The following is a 17,906-nucleotide window of genomic DNA, read 5'->3' on the forward strand; positions in this document are numbered from 1 at the left end:
CGGTGGCGCCTACCCCAGCAGGGAAATGTTGCTCGGCAACTGACTCGCCTGGCCGCGCTCGCGCGCCGCCGCTTCCTCGTCGGACTCATGAAACAGCAGGCCGGTTACCGCCAGACCATTGCCCACGGCGGGCTCGGTGATAATGGTCGGCACCGGCACGAAACCGCCGGGCAGTTTGGAGAGAAAACCGTTGGAATCGTAGACCCCGTCCTCGGGGTCAATGATGTAGTGGTTGTTGTTCGCCGCAGCCGCATTGAGGCTGCATGCCAATAGCATTGCGCTCCAGGATACCCGCTGCATCAGTCATCCTCGACAAGGTACTCCACCACCGTTTCGGGCCTGAGGTGCGCGGGCCAGGGGTTGCTGGATGGCACCGATACCGGCTGAGACTCTGCGGCGGGAAAGACAAACCACACGCGATAAAGCAGATCCAGCGCCCAGGCAGCCATCTCCTGTGCATCGTCATCCGGTGCACCGAAGACCTTTTGATAATAGTCGGCCAGCGCCTGTTCTGCCGGAGCGTAGTGTGCATCCAGCTTATCCAGCAGTAGCCGATGTTCCGGGGCCTGGTCAGCCCACTCTCGCAGCGCGGCATCGACCGTTGCCCGACGGTTGTAGGCAGCTGTCGCGTCCAGCGCCCAGGGCCGCTGCGCGAGGTTGCCAAGCAAGTGCGCCGCCGCCAGACGAATGCGCGCCGTCGGTTGCAGGGTCCCTTCATTGAGGCCGGGGCCAAGGGCCTGATCCAGCAAGGCTGTCAGCCGGTCAACCGCCGCCGGCAAGGCGCTGGCCGGTGGACGAAAGCCGAGTACACAGGCCGGCCGCGCACTGTTGGCAGAGAACACCCGCCAAGGGGCAAGAACCTGATACGGCTCCCCCAGGGTCACCAGCCACAGCCCCTGGTCACTGGTGAACACCAGCGGCGGTCGCCAGCTGTCTTGCAGCAGCAGTGCATCCGGTGCAGCGGGACTGCGCCAACGAGCCGAATAGACGTCACCCTGCCAGCCTCGGGGTTGCTGCTCGACAACCAACTGCCGGCCTTGGGAGTCCGCTTGCGTCACATAATGATCGCGCCCCTGTGCATCTGACTCACGTACAAAGACGCCGCCATGATGCAAGGGCGCGCCAGCGGAAATATCGGCCTGCAAAGCCCCCAGCTGCCAACGCCCGGCGAAAGGCTCAGGCAATACCTGCGGCGCATACAGACGTGGCGCGGTGGAGGCATACACCGCTTCCGCCAGCTGACGTGCCTGCTCACAGACCGGCTCAGCGCCCTGCGCGCCAGCGCTCCAAACGGCCAACGCCGCGCTGATCAGGACGGCACTGGGCCGCCCCCCGCTGCACCCTCTACTCCACCCCGTCATCCAGCCCTCCTGTCATCACTCATCACTTACCGGGCGTTCGCGGAGGTACCGGGCAAAGCGCGGCATCCCGCCTGCTGTCAGTCCGTTATAGCGATAGGTTACCCGGCTGCCCAGGGCCGGCGGTGTCACCCGGTCGGCGTCGCTGAGGCCCGACCCCAGGCGAAACCGCCGGCCCTGTTCATCCTCGACGATCAGCGCCCCCACCTGCCCGGCGTACTTGCCCTGCCCCGCGGTATAGCCCACCACAAACGCCTCGGCATCGTCGTGCAGCTTGTATTTCAGCAGCGCGTCGCTGCGACCTGCATGGTAACGCGCACTCTGGTGATGCAGCATCAACCCCTCACCGCCCAGCGCCACCACCCGCTCCAGCTCACGCGCCAGTGCGGCGCTGTTGGGCAGTCTAGACTGCTGGACTGGCAGCAGGTAGTCACTGCCGAGCGCTGTCAGCCCCGCCATGACCGCCACCCGCTCAGAGAAAGGCCCGCCGTGTTCCGGCAGGTCAAACACCATAAAGCGCACGTGCCGCCACGCCTGCTCGGGAACATCGCTGCTGCGCACCAGCGCGCTGATTTGCGCAAAGCGCCCACGCCCCAACCACAGCTCGCCGTCCATCGGATACGCTGGCCAGCCTTGGGTAAACCAGTCCGGTACTCGCACCGGATAGCCTCCGCGCGTCAACAACTGTTCGCCGTCCCAGCGCCCACGCACACCGTCCAGCTTTTCGCTGATCCAGTATTGCTCAACCGCCACCTCGTCCCGGTAGCTCTGTGCCAACTGCAGTCCCGCTTGCTGCGCCGGCGACGCCTGCACCACCAACAGCATCAACGCCAGTCCCGCCTGCTTCCAGCCTCGCATCGTGCCTCCCTGCTCCATGTTGTCTGCTTCGCAGGCAACACAAAGACACCACGCCCTTGGGGTCAAGGCGCGCGGTCACGGCATGCGAACCACTGCGCACCCGCCCAGACAACGGGTTCAGATAGCACAACACCGGCTCGGGGCCGGTGTTGGTAGAAGCACAATCGAACGGTGTCAGCTGCCGGCGTCGTCATCGCCGTAATACTGCACGCCAATGCGAATCAGATCCCGTCCCTGGGAGCGACGATGCAGGTTGCTGTCGCGCAGCGAGTAGATACAGCCGCAGTACTCCTGCTGATAAAACCGCTCGCGCTTGCTGATGTCGATCATGCGCGCGCTGCCGCCGCCCTTGCGCCAGTTGTAGTCCCAATAACGCATGGCCGGGTAGGGCTTGGCGGCGCGGTGCCCGCAATCGTTGATCTGCGCCATGTTCTTCCAGCGCGAGATACCCAGCGAACTACTGATCAGCGAGAACCCATGCTCATGGGCGTACAGGGCCGTGCGTTCAAAGCGCATGTCAAAGCACATGGTGCAGCGCACACCGCGCTCAGGTTCATGCTCCATGCCCTTGGCCCGGGCAAACCAGTTATCAGTGTCGTAATCGGCGTCAATAAAGGGCACGCCATGCTGCTCGGCAAAGCGAATATTCTCCTGCTTGCGGATTTCATATTCCTTGGCCGGATGAATATTGGGGTTGTAGAAGAAGATCGCGTAGTCGATACCGGTGGCATGGATCGCCTCCATGACCTCACCGGAACAGGGCGCGCAGCACGAGTGCAGCAGCAGCCGGTCGTTGTCCGGATCAAAGTCCCTCGGCAACGGCAAGGGAGTGCGTTCAAAGGTATCGCTGGTCATGAGCGCCCTCGGTAACAGGAAAATGGCCGACCATTTTCACAGAAGATGGCGCTGGCGGCCAACTTGCCGGCCCTGCACCCCGAGTACAGCGGCCGCGCTAGCCCTTGCTGAACGCCTGCAGCGCCTCACCCGCCAACTGATAGCCCACCCACTCGCTCTTGGCCTTGGCGCCGATCGACTCATAGAACCTGATGGCCGGCTCGTTCCAGTCCAGCACGCTCCATTCAAAGCGCCCGCAGCCACCGTCCACGGCAATACGCGCCAGATGCTTGAGTAACGCCTTGCCGGCACCCCCGCCGCGATACTCGGGCGATACGTAGAGGTCTTCCAGATAGAGGCCGCGACGCCCCTGCCAGGTGGAGTAATTGAAGAAATACACCGCAAAGCCGATTGGCTGCCCATCAGCCTCGCAGATCAGCGCACGCACGGTCGATTGCTCACCAAAGATGGACGCCTCGATATCCGACCGCGTGGCAATCACTTCCTGTTCGGCTTTTTCATAACGCGCCAGCTCGCGCACAAAATGCAGGATCAGCTCGCTGTCGGCAACGTGGGCATCTCTGATGTGTAAGGTGCTCATGGGCACTCCTGAATCGTTGGATCGAACGACGTGGCAGCGTCGCTATCAGGCGCCAGCCGGTCGCTGGCTGCGGGCCCGCCACGCCGCTCGCTCAAGCCGGTACAGGCGCACCGGGCGGTCGTGAAAGCGGTGCACAGTGTACTGCGCAAAGCCGACCTTTTCTGCCACACGGATGGACGCGATATGCGCCGGCTCAATAATCGCCACCAGCGACTCACAGCCTTTCTCGTCGAAGGCGTACTGAGCAACAGCGCGAGCCGCCTCCGTCGCCAGTCCCTGATGCCAGTAGCGCCGGGCCAGCCGATACCCCAGACTGGTCTCCTCCTCGCCATCCACCTGCTCAGCATTGATACCGCAGAAGCCCGCCAGCTCACCTGTGGCTCGCTCTTCCAGTGCCCAAGGACCAACCCCCGACTCGGCATAGCAGGCCTCGCACCACGCAATAAACTGCCGGGTAGCCGCCTCGTCGCAGACACCTCGAATGGAATACTCCATCACGGCAGGGTCGCTGAGCACGGCCGTCAAGGCCGGCAGGTCCTGCATTGAGAGCGGCCGCACCTTAAGCCGAGCGGTTTCAAATAAGTACATACCCGTTCCTATCAGGGCGGCCACTGCGGGCCGCGCGGCGGACCTCTACGCATGTGTACGGGGCGCCCTGCGATCAAGCAGATGGCGTGCTTGCGCCCACCTGGATAAACCACTTGGGCTGCATGGCCGCAAAGTCGGTGCGCACATTGGCCGGCAGGTAGCTGGCTGAATCCAGCACCCGCATGGCGCCTTCTACCCGCTCAAACACCACCCAGTGCCAGAAGGGGCGGTCGCCCTCCCAATGGTGTTTGATCGCCAGCAACGCCATATCCGGCAAGGCTTCCCAGGACACGAAGGGCTCCTCGGTGGCCGAGACCACAAGGTCGCCCGTCGCCAGCAGACGCCGCACATACTGCGTATCCGACCACAGTGCCGGGTCTTCGGCAAAGATGCCCATGGCGTTGGCCGTGGCCTTCATCTGCGCATAACTGAGCCCCAACAGCACCGCGGACGAGGCAATACCGCAGCCGGAGGTCTGTTCTTGAATCACAGGCTGCAGCATCTCAGGTGCTCCGGGCGTTGACGGGCATCGTTCCAGGCAGGCGGGTCAGCATCCACGCCAGCGTTCCCAGCCAGATAACCGACACGCCGTAGTTGATGCGCTGATAAAGCCCAAACGCCTCACCCGACTCCACCGCGGCAGCCATCAGCGGCATGACTGCCAGCGACACAATCAGGCAAACCAGCGAGAACCAGCTGAAACCGGTCGCCCCCACGCGTTTGCGTGCCAAATATACCCACAGCAGGTTGGCCAGCGTCAGCGAGGCGAACATCACCAGCCCGGAGAGATTATGCAGCACCTGATCCGGCGACGGCGCAACCGGGTTACAGCCTGGATCACAGGCAAACAGGCCGGCGCTGATGCTTGCCAGACCATGCAGCATCAACAGCAAGCCTGAGAACTGAGCCAGACGCGCGCCCGAGAACAGGCTGACCACCGCGCCGCCAAACAGCAGAAACAGAACGCCCAGCGGGAAGTTATTGATGATGGGAGACAGTTGATGCGTTGGCGCCTCCAACGCACCCAACTCACTCATGGCCTGGTCAACATGGCTATAGCCGGGATACAGAGAGCCTGCGATCAGCACACCGCAGAACAGCCAGACGGGGATCAGCATCCCGGAGAACAACGCGTACTTCTTCATCACATCACGTCCTGTGCAGACAAAGGGGCGAGGCCGCAGCGGACATCATGCGGCTTTCGGCGGCGGCCAACACTATACCAAGCAAGAACAGAACCGGCAGCTCTGGCACAAGCCTTCTGGCCAAGCCATCCGCTCAGCAAGCGCAGCCCGCGCCAACGCCCTGCGCTATACTGCGCCGAAATCACAGAATTGGGCTTTTTATGAAAGTGTGCGGTGTTGACCTCAACAGTAACGATGCAAATCTCTGCCTGCTGTCGCTGGAGGACGAGCTGTTTCAGCTGCCGGATTTTCGCTCGCGCCGTCTGACCTTGCCTGGCAGCCACAGCGCCAGCGACCTGCGCTATTTTCAGCAGACCTTTGCCAAGCTGATGCAGGATTACAAGGTGGACAAGGTCGTGATTCGCCAGCGGCCGATGAAGGGCAAGTTTGCCGGTGGCGCGGTGGGCTTCAAGCTGGAAGCGGCGATTGAACTGATTGCCGATCTGGATGTGATCATCCTGTCACCGACCGACATCAAGGAGTCCATCAAGCGCAATCCGATTGCCGTGCCCTTCACCGAAACCGGTCTCAAGGCTTATCAGGAAACCGCCTTCAACACCGCCTATGCCTACCTGATGCAGGCAAAATACGCAGACTGATCTCCGCTTGCTGGCGGCGGGTCAGGCCCAGCCCTGCCGCCAGCGCTCAGCGTCTTTCAGCTCACGCCAGTCCATCGTGTACTGACTTTTGGTCAGCACCGCCTCCAGCAGACACGACAGCACTACGCCCTCCTCGTCGCGCTCGACCTCCACCACCATAAAGTGCTTTTCCCGCTTTACTGGCGTAACAGCCGTCCACTTGCTGCGCAGCAGCTTTGTCGGGTTGATTTGGTTCATGGTCTCTCCACTCTCCGCCTGAGCGTTGCCGGTCATAACACCTGCCATCGGTGTTACAACTTTACCAGCGTATGTCGATCGGTGTGCCCTGCGTCACCAGTGACATAAACTCGTCCATCTCTGAATTGGTGATCGCGATACACCCATTGGTCCAGTCGAAGTACTGCAACACCGGAGCGAACCAGCCAAAGCCATTTCGCTGCCCATGAACCATGATAAAACCACCGGGACTGACGCCTCGCGCCTTCGCCTGTCGAGTGTCAGCCTCGTTCGGATAGCTGATATGCATGGAACGGTGATAGCCGGACGCTTCGTTCTTATAGTCCAGCACATACCGCCCCTCAGGCGTCTTCTGGTCACCCTCCTGCGTCTTGTGCCCCTGCGGCGAGCCGCCCAATGAAATGGAGTAGGTCGCCACGACCTCATCGCCGTCCAGCAGGCGCATCTGGCGGTCTGACTTATCGACCTGCACCAGATCTACGCCCGCCCACGCAGAGACAGGGAGGCAAAGGCAACAGAGAAACAGCAACATGCGGTAGGGAATCACACTCACCATACAGAAAGAAAACAGGGTAGATAAATCCAGGCTGTGACAAACCTGGCCTAAGCGAGCTTGAAGTGCTTATGGGCATTGCACTGCTCATCATGAAAACGCACCACCGCATCGCGGGAAAAGTCCTTGCCGATGGATTTCAGATAGTGCACAACCGAGACGTCCTGCGACGCCGCCGCGTACATCCGCTCCCAGTTCTGGTACTCGTCGGTCTCACACACCAGCGGACTGGATACCTTTATGGTCTTGATGCCCAGCCGGTAAGGCTTTGGGCTAAGACGCGCACGGTAACAGCGTTGCTTGCCGGACAAAATCATGTACAGCCAGTCAACGTTGACCTTTCGCATGAGTCGGTAGCTGCGCCGATCCGCAGGGTCCAGATACTGCTTGCCAATCACCCGTATCCCATTAGCCGTTTCGTAGATTCTGAAATCGCGCCCCAGCTCTGGTAGCTTGGCAACGGCCTGTTCGAACTTGAAGACAATCCGCTCCTTCTTGCCCATCGTCCGCACTGCACTGAACCTGTCCCAAAAGCGTTTGGGGTAATCGTCCAGATCAAGGATTGTGTACTCGTCCGTGTTGAGAATCTTGGCGCCATAGCGGCAAACCGTTACCACATTGGACCCATCCAGCACCCGCGCCACATGCTCCTTGATCCCGGCATCGTACTCATCTCGCGCACCTCGGCTTTCGATGCGTCTTTCAATCTCCCGCGCCAACACCGAGGCCTGTTCATGGGCGGCCTCCTTTGACTCGTTTGAGCCGACGAGAAGCTGGATGTCTTCCGGCTGGCCAGCAACACGAATGCGCTGGGTTGCTTTCACCCAATACCTGAAATATTTCACTACCACCCTCCTTGTGTTGTGGACGCTGTAGGGTTGTGACACGAGCCCTTACGGTTACGCCATGCAGGACAAACCGCAACATTACATTGTGTCAGAACACCGGTGTCGTCACCTTCTCGCCCTTGTACCAGACGATACTCAGCTGAGCTTCAATTGCATGTGCGACCTGCGTAAATACATTGCAGCAGGGCAACCAGCCCCAGCATCCTGCGCCCTACTCCAAGGATCCAGAGATCTCCCATGGCGGCGCACCCGCGCAGCATAACAGCGTCAGCCGACCAGCCACTGATAGATCAGCCGGCCCGGCGCTAATGCCCCCAGCCCTGCTGCCACAACGCCGATAAAGGCACCAACCGCAAAAGCGCGGTGCCGCCTGATATGCCCGGTTCGGGCCGAATACACCGAGACCGCCACACACACCAGCACCCAGACCGACAGCAGATGGATGGGGCTGTAGCCATGGAACACATCCATGAACCCGGTCAGCCAGAACGAAGACACCGCCACAATCACCATCGCCGTCATCCACGACCAGCCCACCACCTTATGCAACCGCGTACCCTTAGGGCTCAGCAACTGAACGCCCCCGGCCAGCAAGGCCCAGAGTGCAGCAACCAGATGAAGCATAACGGCCATAGAGCACCCTCGCGCTAAAGAGGATAAATTCACTAGCCGGTGTGGCCGGTGTTAGTTGAATACTTGATCTGCAAACTCAGGGCCATAACGGTCTGGACCGACACTTTTAAACCGCGATGGATCTTCCCCCGCAACGTATGCAGTTTTCAAAGTCATCGGTCGGTTGCATGGCTACCTCCGTTTTGACTCAGCAGCGCCTCGTATCAATAGCGAATGTCGTGTGCGGTTCCATCCTTCTCCACAACCCGCAGGACGCCCGGCGCCGCTTGCATCAACTGCGCTTCATTCAGGGTCTTGTATTCAGACCAGATCGACCGCACCACTTTCATTCCAAGAGGGCCATCACGCTCTGCCCTGACAACCAGGCCCCAACTACAGGTGGCCCCACAATCACTTAGATAGAGTCGGTAATCCACGTTATCCACCACCAGCGAGTCCAGCAGCATAAAGGACCCGTCCTCTCCCTGCGCCTGGACACTGGCCGCTTCGTAGTAGGCAAACAACGAGAAAATTGAGCAGGGAACGGCGCACAGGAACCAGGCAACACCAAAACCAATCCAGCGCTTCGCCGGCAGCAATGCAGCCAAAAGCGTGGCAACCGCAAAAGGCAGCGACACTGCCAGCGCCAATACCGCCCAATAGTTCAGCGCCGGGGTAGCAAAGCGCAGCTTCACGGGCAAGTAGATGTTGAGGGCGATCACAAGCAGCACCGCACCAGATAGCACCAATGCGACGCCGGAGATAAACCTTTTCATCAAATCCAGTCCATGGACGGGGAACAGTCAGGTGGCATTGAAATACGCCGCGCCCATTGCACCACCAATACACATACACACTAAAAACAACAGCGAATTGGCAACAGCCTTCGCGGCCAGAGCCCATTGTTGTCTCCAGGCCCAATACACGCCGCAGGCGACATTACCCAAAGCAAACAGCAAGCCGGCCAGCAACAGCGGCCCCTCCCGCAAGAGCATTGCACGGGCCTCAATTGCACCGCGCTGAAACTGAGCAAGGTCAACCATCACCACCGCAATCAGCAGCACCCCGATAAGAAACGGCAGCCAAACCAATAAGCGCGTGCGCATTATGAATTACCAACCCATTTCTATCCGGCGCACAACATAAATACTCACCAAGCGCCCAAGGACCGAGCGCCCTGCGCGGGCGAATACCTCTGGTTTAAATCAAGGAGGAAAATGTCCAAGGCGACGTCGCTCGTGCTCCAGCATGTCATGCAGATTGGATATCGGCGGTTGCAGGAGCTGAGTGCAACACGGTTATTGAATTGACGCAGGAGCATCATATTGCATAGCCAAGGCTTTCTGCATCACTTCGCTCATGACTTCGATAGGACATTTGAAATCGAAGCGCTTACGTGGACGCATGTTCAGTTGAAACGCAATGGCATCCAGTTCTTCTTGGCTATGTACCGACAAGTCAGTGCCCTTGGGCAGGTACTGGCGGATCAGGCCATTAATGTTTTCGTTGCTGCCGCGCTGCCAAGGGCTGTGCGGGTCACAGAAGTAGATCGCCACACCGGTTCTCTGGGTGATCTCGGCGTGCTGTGCCATTTCCCGGCCCTGGTCGTAGGTCATGCTCTTGCGCATCGCCAGCGGCATGTTATTGAGGGCGGCGCTGAAGCCCTCCATTGCCGAGGTCGCCGTCGCGTCGTTCATCTTCACCAGCATCAGGTAGCCACTAGTGCGCTCCACCAGCGTACCTACAGACGAGGCGTTAGCCTTACCCTTAATAAGGTCGCCTTCCCAATGCCCCGGCATCAGTCGGTCTTCAACTTCCGGCGGGCGCAAGTGAATGCTGACCATCTCTGGAATCTGCCCGCGCCGATCCACACCGCCAAGGCGTGGTCTACGTGTCGTCTTGCCTTGGCGCAAACAAAGGATCAACTCCTTGCGCAGCTCACCGACGGGCAGGGCATAGATCGCGTTGTAGATCGTCTCGCGACAGACGTAGGCATCTCTAAGACTGGGTATGTTCATACTGCGCAGCTTGCCGGCAATCTGCTCGGGAGACAAACGCTGGCGCAGCATATGGATCACCAGTTCAAAGCGCTCACTCCCTGGCAGCAGCTTTCGCATGGGCCGACAAGCCTGGCGGCGGACCTTCATCCGCTGCTGAGCCACGCGGGCCGAGTAGCTGCCAGCTGCATCTCGATTGCGGCGCATCTCCCGGCTGACCGTCGAAGGGGATCGGTTGATCAAGCAGGCAATCCTGCGCAAGCTGAGGCCTTGGGCATGACTAACTTGAATGGTGGCACGCTCTTCAACGCTGAGTTCGGAATAAGACATGGGGCAGCACCGTACCGGAAAGGTCAGGTGTTGCACTCAGTTTTTGCCGCCGCCTTCCGTATTCGCTTGACTTCGAGACTTCACGCCCTATTACTACTGTTCATCCATCCAGCTTTATGAGGACGCCATGGACAGCATCCCGATCAAGCCTCGGTTGCGCGAACAGTTCCGCGCGGTAATTCGCGTCAACCATTACAGCATTCGCACCGAGAAAAGCTATTGGTACTGGATTCGCTACTTTATACGCTTTCACCAGATGCGCCATCCTTTGGAACTTGGGCCTCAGGAGGTGAATGCGTTTTTAAGCTGGTTGGCGACGGATAGGCAGGTCGCTGCGGCGACACGTCTACGCATAAAGGATTTGGACTTTGATCGGCAGATCATCACCGTTCGAGACGGGAAAGGCGGGAAAGATCGCACTACGTTGCTGCCTAGCTCGTTGCTTGAGCCGCTACGTCAAAGAACACGGCGGATTGCCACTGCCTGGAAGGCCCAAGACGTTTTCTATGCTGCGCCAGTATCGCTGCCGTTTGCGCTAAGGCGTAAATACCCTGCAGCGCCTCGCGCATTGGAGTGGCAATGGTTATTTCCTTCACTGAGCATTTGCCTTGATGAGGACGGCAACAGCGTGCGCCATCACCTGCACGTGAGCAGCGTGCAACGCGCGGTAAAGGTCGCTGTACGCGCGGCCAGCATTGGCAAACCTGCCGGTTGCCATACCTTTCGTCATACCTTTGCTACTGAACTGCTGCGTCGCGGCAGTGATATCCGTACTGTGCAGACTCTGCTTGGCCACGCCGATGTCCGGACCACGCAAATCTATACACACGTTTTAGGTCAAGGTTTTGCGGGTGTATCTAGCCCATTAGGCTAGGAGAGGCAGCCTGACGCTCACCATAAACAACAACCCCGGCGCGTGGCCGGGGTTGTTGTGTGCTGCGCTGGCGATTAACCGATCCAGGCGCGGGCGTTGCGGAACATGCGCATCCAGCCGCCGTCTTCGCTCCAGTCATCCGGATGCCAGGAGTTCTGCACCGCGCGGAACACGCGCTCGGGGTGCGGCATCATGATGGTGACGCGACCGTCGCGGGTGGTCAGGCCGGTGATACCACGCGGCGAGCCGTTCGGGTTGGCCGGGTAGCGCTCGGTCATGCGGCCACGGTTGTCGACGTAGCGCAGGGCAACCGCGTTGGCGGCTTCACAGGCATCAACGGCGGCGCTGCTGGCGAACTCGGCGTGACCTTCACCGTGGGCGATGGCAATCGGCAGACGGCTGCCGACCATGCCGCTGAGGAAGATCGACGGCGAGGGCTGCACTTCGACCATGGCGACACGCGCTTCAAACTGCTCGGAGCGGTTGCGCACAAAGTGCGGCCAGTGGTCACTGCCGGGGATCAGCTCACGCAGGTTGGAGAGCATCTGGCAGCCGTTGCACACGCCGAGGGCGAAGGTGTCGGGGCGAGCAAAGAAGGCCGTAAAGGCTTCACGGGCAACCTGATTGAACAGGATGGACTTGGCCCAGCCTTCACCGGCACCCAGTACGTCGCCGTAGGAGAAGCCGCCACAGGCAACCAGACCGCGGAAGTCGTCCAGCTCAACGCGACCACTGAGAATGTCGCTCATGTGTACGTCGACCGCGCTAAAACCGGCGCGGTTGAAGGCGGCGGCCATCTCGACCTGACCATTGACGCCCTGCTCACGCAGAATGGCAACGCGCGGACGCGAGCCCTTGCTGACGGCGGCGGCCGCCACGTCTTCGTTGACGTCAAAGCTGAGCAGCGCGTGCAGACCCGGGTTGGCGTCGTCGGCAATACCTTCGAACTCCTGATCAGCACACTCGGCGTTGTCACGCAGGCGCTGAATCTGCCAGCTGGTTTCGCTCCAGGCCTGTTGCCAGATGGCACGGGTGCTTTCCAGTACCGGCTTGCCGTTGAACTCGAAGCGGATGTTCTGCTCGCTGCTCGGCTGGCCGATCACCGCACTGCAGTCACCCAGACCGGCGGCAGACAGCTGCGCCAGCACTTCTTCGGTGTCGCTCTGGGCAACCTGAATGACCGCACCCAGCTCCTCATTGAACAGCACCTCGGCCAGCGCAGCGGCGTCCTGCGCCAGCACGTAGAGGTTGATGTTCAGGCCACAGCGGGCGGCAAAGGCCATTTCGGTCAGGGTAGTGAACAGGCCGCCGTCGGAACGGTCGTGGTAGGCGAGCAGCAGCTCGTCCTGGTTCAAGCCCTGAATCACGGCGAAGAAGGCCTTGAGATCTTCTGCGTCGTCCAGATCCGGCACCTGCTGGCCGATCTTGTTGTAGACCTGCGCCAGCGCCGAACCGCCCAGACGGTTCTGACCACGGCCCAGATCGATCAGGATCAGGTCGGTTGCGCCGTGATCCAGACGCAGTTGCGGGGTCAGGGTGGCGCGCACATCCTGCACCGGCGCAAAACCGGTAACGATCAACGACAGCGGCGAGGTAACCGACTTCTCTTTGCCTGACTCGTCCCAGCGGGTCTTCATGGACATGGAGTCCTTGCCGACCGGAATGGTGATGCCCAGCTCGGGGCACAGCTCCATGCCGACTGCCTTGACGGTGTCGTAAAGGCGGGCGTCTTCACCGGGGTGACCGGCAGCAGACATCCAGTTAGCCGACAGCTTGATGTCCGACAGCTTGTCGATGCGAGCAGCAGCCAGGTTGGTCACAGTCTCGGCAACCGCCATGCGGCCGGAGGCCGGGGCGTTGAGCAGCGCCAGCGGCGTGCGCTCACCCATGGCCATGGCTTCACCGGTGTTGACGTCGAAGCTGGTGGAGGTGACGGCACAGTCAGCCACCGGCACCTGCCACGGGCCGACCATCTGGTCGCGGGTGACCATACCGGTGATGCTGCGATCGCCGATGGTGATCAGGAACTGCTTGCTGGCCACCGCCGGCAGGCGCAGCACGCGCTCGGCGGCATCGCTCAGGTTCAGCTCGTTGGCGCTGAAGTCGTCGCCCTGCTCGGCTTCGCGCTCGACGCTGCGGTGCATGCGCGGCGGCTTGCCGAGCAGAACCGAGAGCGGCATGTCGACCGGCTGGTTGTCGAAGTGGCTGTCGTTGAGCAGCAGCAGTTGTTCTTCAGTCGCTTCACCAACCACGGCGAAGGGGCAACGCTCGCGCTGACAGATGGCTTCAAAACGCTCGTAATCGGCGTTCGGCACGGCCATCACGTAGCGTTCTTGCGATTCGTTGGACCAGATTTCCAGCGGGCTCATGCCCGGCTCGTCATTCGGTACGTTACGCAGCTCGAAGCGACCGCCGCGGCCACCGTCGTTGACCAGTTCCGGGAAGGCGTTGGACAGACCGCCCGCGCCCACGTCGTGGATAAAGGCGATCGGGTTCTTGTCACCGAGCTGCCAGCAGCGGTCAATGACCTCCTGACAGCGGCGTTCCATTTCCGGGTTTTCACGCTGCACGGAGGCAAAGTCCAGATCCTCGGCGCTGGCACCGGTAGCCATGGAAGAGGCCGCGCCACCGCCCAGACCGATCAGCATCGCCGGGCCACCGAGCACGATCAGCTTGGCGCCAACCGGGATATCGGACTTCTCGACGTGGGTTGCACGAATGTTGCCCATGCCGCCGGCGATCATGATCGGCTTGTGGTAACCACGGGTTTCCGGGCCACGGGGCGAGTCGATGGTGGTCTCGAAGGTACGGAAGTAGCCGTTCAGGTTTGGGCGACCGAATTCATTGTTGAACGCGGCGCCGCCAAGCGGGCCCTCGATCATGATCTGCAGCGGAGTAACAATGCGCGAGGGCTTGCCGTTGTCTTCTTCCCACGGCTGAACGAAGCCCGGAATACGCAGGTTGGACACGGTAAAACCGGTCAGGCCGGCCTTCGGCTTGCCGCCGATACCGGTGGCGCCTTCGTCACGAATCTCGCCACCGGAACCGGTAGACGCGCCCGGGAACGGGGCAATCGCGGTCGGGTGGTTGTGGGTTTCCACCTTCATCAGGATGTGTACCGGCTCTTCGTGGGCGCGGTACTCGTTGCTGCCCGGTACCGGGAAGAAGCGGCCGGCGGTGAAGCCTTCGATCACCGCAGCGTTGTCTTTGTAGGCCGACAGCACGCCGTCGCTGTGCATCTGATAGGTGTTCTTGATCATGCCGAACAGGCTCTTGTCCTGCGCCTGACCGTCGATATCCCAGCTGGCATTGAAGATCTTGTGACGGCAATGCTCGGAGTTGGCCTGGGCGAACATCATCAGTTCAACGTCGCTCGGGTTGCGGCCAAGGCCGGTGAAGCTCTCGACCAGATAGTCGATCTCGTCTTCGGCCAGGGCCAGACCGAGGCTGCTGTTGGCCTCAACCAGGGCGTCACGGCCACCGGCCAGAATGTCGACGCGCTGGAACGGCTTTGGCTCGGTGTGGGCAAACAGCGCAGCGGCGGCCTGCAGATCGTCCAGCGCCAGCTCGGTCATACGGTCGTGCAGCTCGGCCTTCAGCGTCGCGCGGTCATCGGCAGACAGCTCACCACTGACGTAACAGGCGATACCACGCTCCAGGCGCAGCACCTGACTCAGACCACAGTTGCGGGCAATGTCGGTTGCCTTGCTGGACCAGGGGGAGATGGTGCCGAAGCGCGGCACTACCAGCACCAGCTCGCCTGCGGGCTCTTCCACCGGCACCGACGGGCCGTAGCGCAGCAGGCGTTCCAGCACCTGGCCAGACTGCTCGTCCAGATCGGCGCTCAGCTCGGCAAAATGCATAAACTCGGCGTATACCCCGGTCACTCCGGCAAGGCGGCTTTGCAGCTTGGCGAGCAACTTGGTACGACGAAAATCGGAAAGGGCTGGGGCTCCACGCAGGATATGCATGTCGGTATCGGCCTCGGGATGCGAACAGTGGGAAAAAGAAGGCGCATAGGATACCCCAAGCGGGGCGTTGGAGCCATGCCAAGCTGGCCAGCGGCAGAGGTGCGCGATTGCGTCGGCGGCTATTGCCGCAGCCCGCTTTTGCCTATACTGGCGCCATGCATCGACCAGCTCCTCGCCTTCCCCGTTTCAAGGCTCTGGCCACCGCCCTGTGCGCTGTGTTGCTGACCGCCTGTGAGCAAAGCACCCAACTGGAACAGATTCAGGAGGACGGCACTCTGCGCGTGATTACTCGCAATACGCCGACCACCTACTATCAGGATCGCAACGGCGACACCGGTCTGGAGTACGAGCTGGCCAAACGCTTCGCCGACAGCCTTGGCGTGGGCCTGGACATGCAGACCGCCGATACCGTCGACAGCCTGTACCAGCAGCTGGACAAGGCCGACGGTCCGCAGGTTGCCGCAGCCGGGCTGACGGTCAACCCGGCGCGCAACGAACAGGTGCGTTTTGCCGTGCCCTACCTCGACGTGATTCCACAGGTGGTCTACCGGCGCGGCAGCCGCAAGCCACGCAGCATCGAAGACCTTTACGGCCAGCGCCTTATGGTCCTCAAGGGCAGCACCCTGGCTGACGAACTGCACGCTTTGCAGCAAACCCACCCGGAGCTGACCTTCGAAGAATCCGACAGCGTGGAAGTGGTTGATCTGTTGCGACTGGTCAACGACGGCGAGATCGACAGCGCCGTGGTCTACTCCAACGAACTGGTAGTGAATCAGGCCTTCTATCCGGCGGTCAGCGTGGCCTTTGACCTGGGCGACAGCCAGCCGATGGCCTGGGCGCTGCGCCAATACGCCGACAGCACGCTGCTGGATGCGGTCAACGGGTTCTTCTCGCGCATCAAGGCCGACGGCACGCTGGATCAGCTGATCGAGCGCTTTTACGGCCATTCCGATGTGCTGGACTACGTCGGCGCGCGCGCCTTCGCCACCCATATGCAGAACCGCCTGCCACGCTTTGAGACCTTTCTGCGTCAGGCGGGCGACCAGAACGGGCTCGACTGGCGGTTGCTGGCGGCGATGAGCTATCAGGAGTCACTCTGGGACCCGAACGCCCGCTCCGCCACCGGCGTGCGCGGCCTGATGATGCTGACCCTGCCGACCGCCAAATTTGTCGGCGTCACCAACCGGGTTGATCCACAGCAGAGCATCAACGGCGGCGCGCGCTACCTGATCTGGGTGCGAGACCAGATCCCGACCGACATTCCCGAGCCGGACCGCACCTGGTTTGCCTTGGCCGCCTACAACGTCGGCCTCGGCCATCTGGACGACGCGCGCAAGCTCACAGCCGAAGGCGGTCGTGACCCGAACCGCTGGGTCGATGTGAAGGATTTTCTGCCGCTGCTGCAGAAGAAGGAGTGGTACAGCAAAACCCGCTACGGCTACGCCCGCGGCTCGGAACCGGTGCACTATGTACAGAACATCCGCCGCTACTACGACATCCTGCAATGGGTCACCCAACCGCAATCCGAGTCTCGCCAGCAACCCGCCGAGCAATATCACGCGCCAGGGATTCTCGAGCAGTTGCCGGATGGGGTGTAGCGCAGCGCTACACAGCGGCAAGCTATAAGCGGCAAGCCACAAGCTAAAAGCAAAACCACCTCAGCCGCGAAGTGGGTGGTCATAGCCTGGTGCAGTCCTGATGCCGCTTTCGCGGAGACGCCGTTGGCTTACTCCGCCCTACAACACAGCGCCAGCCCGTAGGGCGGACTAAGCGCAGCGTGTCCGCCGCGTTCCCGCAAGTGCCGAGGCTCAACGTATTTTGCCGGCTTGATGCCACCCTCGCGGACACGCCTTTGGCTTTGTCCGCCCTACAGGAAGGTCGCCGACGAACGGGGTGAAACACCTCGCGCGCATCGCCACGCCGCAAAGAACCATAAAAAAACCCGCACGATTCAACACCGCACGGGTTTCGCTTGCAGCTTGCGGCTTGAAGCTTAAGGCTGCGCCTTCCGCCTCTCCCTGAAAAACCCCGACAACAACGCCCCGCACTCCTCGGCCAACACCCCACCTTCCACTTGCATGCGGTGATTCATCCACGGCTGGTCGAGTACCTGGCTGCGGCTGGCGACGGCGCCGGCGCGGGGTTCGCTGGCACCGTAGACCAGACGTGCGATGCGGCTGTGGATCAGTAGGCCGGAGCACATGGTGCAGGGTTCGAGGGTAACGTACAGGGTAGAACCGGGCAGGCGGTAGTTCTGCAGGGCCGTTGCGGCCTGGCGGATGGCGACCATTTCGGCATGGGCGCTGGGGTCGTGACTGGTGATCGGCTGGTTAAAACCACGACCAATCACCTGCCCGTTCAGGACCAGCACAGCGCCGACCGGGACTTCGCCCCGCTCGGCGGCCAGCTTGGCCTCGGCCAGCGCCAGCCGCATAAAGTCGATATCAGCTGGCGTCATGCTT

At 61.1% G+C, this 17,906-nt stretch carries 20 protein-coding genes; 3 read left to right on the top strand and 17 right to left on the bottom strand.

Features of this window, described 5'->3' with window-relative positions:
* Positions 1–9 precede the first annotated feature (9 nt).
* From CNQ84_RS20635 to CNQ84_RS01420, 8 genes are all read right to left on the bottom strand, one after another.
* On the bottom strand, positions 10–300 hold the full coding sequence (locus CNQ84_RS20635) for a hypothetical protein (protein ID WP_217350042.1): 291 nt from the start codon (positions 298–300) through the stop codon (positions 10–12).
* The gene (locus CNQ84_RS01390) at positions 300–1,361 is read right to left on the bottom strand and encodes a hypothetical protein (RefSeq protein ID WP_133065859.1); all 1,062 of its coding nucleotides are present in this window, start codon (positions 1,359–1,361) and stop codon (positions 300–302) included. The genes CNQ84_RS20635 and CNQ84_RS01390 overlap by 1 nt, the downstream gene beginning before the upstream one ends.
* A 15-nt stretch (positions 1,362–1,376) precedes the next feature.
* Positions 1,377–2,216, bottom strand: a complete 840-nt coding sequence (locus CNQ84_RS01395) for a DNA ligase (protein WP_096003344.1) — start codon at positions 2,214–2,216, stop codon at positions 1,377–1,379.
* Positions 2,217–2,390: 174 nt separating this feature from the next.
* On the bottom strand, positions 2,391–3,071 hold the full coding sequence (locus CNQ84_RS01400) for an epoxyqueuosine reductase QueH (RefSeq protein ID WP_096003128.1): 681 nt from the start codon (positions 3,069–3,071) through the stop codon (positions 2,391–2,393).
* 97 nt (positions 3,072–3,168) lie between these two features.
* On the bottom strand, positions 3,169–3,651 hold the full coding sequence (locus CNQ84_RS01405; RefSeq protein ID WP_096003129.1) for a GNAT family N-acetyltransferase: 483 nt from the start codon (positions 3,649–3,651) through the stop codon (positions 3,169–3,171).
* 45 nt (positions 3,652–3,696) lie between these two features.
* Positions 3,697–4,239, bottom strand: coding sequence for a GNAT family N-acetyltransferase (locus tag CNQ84_RS01410; protein WP_096003130.1), 543 nt, complete (start codon positions 4,237–4,239; stop codon positions 3,697–3,699).
* A gap of 73 nt (positions 4,240–4,312) precedes the next feature.
* A complete protein-coding gene (locus tag CNQ84_RS01415) occupies positions 4,313–4,741 on the bottom strand; it encodes a hypothetical protein (protein WP_096003131.1) in 429 nt (142 codons plus the stop codon).
* 1 nt (position 4,742) lies between these two features.
* A complete protein-coding gene (locus CNQ84_RS01420) occupies positions 4,743–5,384 on the bottom strand; it encodes a DUF998 domain-containing protein (RefSeq protein WP_096003132.1) in 642 nt (213 codons plus the stop codon).
* A 200-nt stretch (positions 5,385–5,584) separates the two neighbouring features.
* On the opposite strand from CNQ84_RS01420, the gene CNQ84_RS01425 reads away from it, so the two are divergent.
* Positions 5,585–6,022, top strand: a complete 438-nt coding sequence (locus CNQ84_RS01425) for a DUF3010 family protein (RefSeq protein WP_096003133.1) — start codon at positions 5,585–5,587, stop codon at positions 6,020–6,022.
* Between the two features lie 21 nt (positions 6,023–6,043).
* Here the strand turns inward: CNQ84_RS01425 and CNQ84_RS01430 are convergent, their stop codons facing one another.
* The 7 genes from CNQ84_RS01430 to CNQ84_RS01460 all read right to left on the bottom strand — a co-directional run bounded on the left by CNQ84_RS01430 (position 6,044) and on the right by CNQ84_RS01460 (position 10,599).
* A complete protein-coding gene (locus CNQ84_RS01430; protein ID WP_096003345.1) occupies positions 6,044–6,259 on the bottom strand; it encodes a TIGR02450 family Trp-rich protein in 216 nt (71 codons plus the stop codon).
* 61 nt (positions 6,260–6,320) lie between these two features.
* Complete coding sequence (locus CNQ84_RS01435) at positions 6,321–6,731, bottom strand: L,D-transpeptidase family protein (protein WP_245841195.1); 411 nt, start codon at positions 6,729–6,731, stop codon at positions 6,321–6,323.
* A gap of 131 nt (positions 6,732–6,862) precedes the next feature.
* A complete protein-coding gene (locus CNQ84_RS01440; RefSeq protein ID WP_096003134.1) occupies positions 6,863–7,657 on the bottom strand; it encodes a hypothetical protein in 795 nt (264 codons plus the stop codon).
* Between the two features lie 270 nt (positions 7,658–7,927).
* Complete coding sequence (locus CNQ84_RS01445; protein WP_096003135.1) at positions 7,928–8,293, bottom strand: DUF2306 domain-containing protein; 366 nt, start codon at positions 8,291–8,293, stop codon at positions 7,928–7,930.
* A gap of 203 nt (positions 8,294–8,496) precedes the next feature.
* Entirely contained in the window at positions 8,497–9,048 is a 552-nt protein-coding gene (locus tag CNQ84_RS01450) for a hypothetical protein (protein WP_096003136.1), read from the bottom strand.
* Between the two features lie 27 nt (positions 9,049–9,075).
* Complete coding sequence (locus tag CNQ84_RS01455; RefSeq protein WP_096003137.1) at positions 9,076–9,378, bottom strand: hypothetical protein; 303 nt, start codon at positions 9,376–9,378, stop codon at positions 9,076–9,078.
* A 192-nt stretch (positions 9,379–9,570) separates the two neighbouring features.
* Positions 9,571–10,599 (bottom strand): IS30-like element ISPsp4 family transposase, encoded by a 1,029-nt coding sequence (locus CNQ84_RS01460; RefSeq protein WP_057392730.1) that lies wholly within the window; start codon positions 10,597–10,599, stop codon positions 9,571–9,573.
* Positions 10,600–10,726: 127 nt separating this feature from the next.
* On the opposite strand from CNQ84_RS01460, the gene CNQ84_RS01465 reads away from it, so the two are divergent.
* Positions 10,727–11,473, top strand: coding sequence for a tyrosine-type recombinase/integrase (locus CNQ84_RS01465; RefSeq protein ID WP_096003138.1), 747 nt, complete (start codon positions 10,727–10,729; stop codon positions 11,471–11,473).
* A gap of 74 nt (positions 11,474–11,547) precedes the next feature.
* Here CNQ84_RS01465 and purL read toward each other — a convergent pair whose 3' ends face one another.
* On the bottom strand, positions 11,548–15,444 hold the full coding sequence (gene purL / locus CNQ84_RS01470; RefSeq protein ID WP_096003139.1) for a phosphoribosylformylglycinamidine synthase: 3,897 nt from the start codon (positions 15,442–15,444) through the stop codon (positions 11,548–11,550).
* 155 nt (positions 15,445–15,599) lie between these two features.
* Between purL and mltF the strand changes: the two genes are divergently transcribed.
* Positions 15,600–17,042, top strand: a complete 1,443-nt coding sequence (gene mltF, locus CNQ84_RS01475) for a membrane-bound lytic murein transglycosylase MltF (protein WP_096003347.1) — start codon at positions 15,600–15,602, stop codon at positions 17,040–17,042.
* Positions 17,043–17,437: 395 nt separating this feature from the next.
* Here mltF and tadA read toward each other — a convergent pair whose 3' ends face one another.
* Positions 17,438–17,902, bottom strand: coding sequence for a tRNA adenosine(34) deaminase TadA (gene tadA / locus CNQ84_RS01480; RefSeq protein WP_245841197.1), 465 nt, complete (start codon positions 17,900–17,902; stop codon positions 17,438–17,440).
* Between the last annotated feature and the right edge of the window lie 4 nt (positions 17,903–17,906).

The organism is Pseudomonas abyssi (genome assembly GCF_002307495.1).
In the GTDB taxonomy this organism is placed as follows: Bacteria; Pseudomonadota; Gammaproteobacteria; order Pseudomonadales; family Pseudomonadaceae; genus Halopseudomonas; species Halopseudomonas abyssi.

Excerpts from the sequence above, each read along its gene's own strand:
- CNQ84_RS01405 (WP_096003129.1), bottom strand. The coding sequence starts at position 3,651 with ATGAGCACCTTACACATCAGAGATGCCCACGTTGCCGACAGCGAGCTG.
- CNQ84_RS01465 (WP_096003138.1), top strand. The coding sequence starts at position 10,727 with ATGGACAGCATCCCGATCAAGCCTCGGTTGCGCGAACAGTTCCGCGCG.
- CNQ84_RS01390 (WP_133065859.1), bottom strand. The coding sequence starts at position 1,361 with ATGACGGGGTGGAGTAGAGGGTGCAGCGGGGGGCGGCCCAGTGCCGTC.
- CNQ84_RS01425 (WP_096003133.1), top strand. The coding sequence starts at position 5,585 with ATGAAAGTGTGCGGTGTTGACCTCAACAGTAACGATGCAAATCTCTGC.
- CNQ84_RS01455 (WP_096003137.1), bottom strand. The coding sequence starts at position 9,378 with ATGCGCACGCGCTTATTGGTTTGGCTGCCGTTTCTTATCGGGGTGCTG.
- CNQ84_RS01395 (WP_096003344.1), bottom strand. The coding sequence starts at position 2,216 with ATGCGAGGCTGGAAGCAGGCGGGACTGGCGTTGATGCTGTTGGTGGTG.
- purL (WP_096003139.1), bottom strand. The coding sequence starts at position 15,444 with ATGCATATCCTGCGTGGAGCCCCAGCCCTTTCCGATTTTCGTCGTACC.
- CNQ84_RS01400 (WP_096003128.1), bottom strand. The coding sequence starts at position 3,071 with ATGACCAGCGATACCTTTGAACGCACTCCCTTGCCGTTGCCGAGGGAC.
- CNQ84_RS01420 (WP_096003132.1), bottom strand. The coding sequence starts at position 5,384 with ATGAAGAAGTACGCGTTGTTCTCCGGGATGCTGATCCCCGTCTGGCTG.
- CNQ84_RS01415 (WP_096003131.1), bottom strand. The coding sequence starts at position 4,741 with ATGCTGCAGCCTGTGATTCAAGAACAGACCTCCGGCTGCGGTATTGCC.
- CNQ84_RS20635 (WP_217350042.1), bottom strand. The coding sequence starts at position 300 with ATGCAGCGGGTATCCTGGAGCGCAATGCTATTGGCATGCAGCCTCAAT.
- CNQ84_RS01460 (WP_057392730.1), bottom strand. The coding sequence starts at position 10,599 with ATGTCTTATTCCGAACTCAGCGTTGAAGAGCGTGCCACCATTCAAGTT.
- CNQ84_RS01450 (WP_096003136.1), bottom strand. The coding sequence starts at position 9,048 with ATGAAAAGGTTTATCTCCGGCGTCGCATTGGTGCTATCTGGTGCGGTG.
- CNQ84_RS01430 (WP_096003345.1), bottom strand. The coding sequence starts at position 6,259 with ATGAACCAAATCAACCCGACAAAGCTGCTGCGCAGCAAGTGGACGGCT.
- mltF (WP_096003347.1), top strand. The coding sequence starts at position 15,600 with ATGCATCGACCAGCTCCTCGCCTTCCCCGTTTCAAGGCTCTGGCCACC.
- CNQ84_RS01445 (WP_096003135.1), bottom strand. The coding sequence starts at position 8,293 with ATGGCCGTTATGCTTCATCTGGTTGCTGCACTCTGGGCCTTGCTGGCC.
- CNQ84_RS01410 (WP_096003130.1), bottom strand. The coding sequence starts at position 4,239 with ATGTACTTATTTGAAACCGCTCGGCTTAAGGTGCGGCCGCTCTCAATG.
- tadA (WP_245841197.1), bottom strand. The coding sequence starts at position 17,902 with ATGACGCCAGCTGATATCGACTTTATGCGGCTGGCGCTGGCCGAGGCC.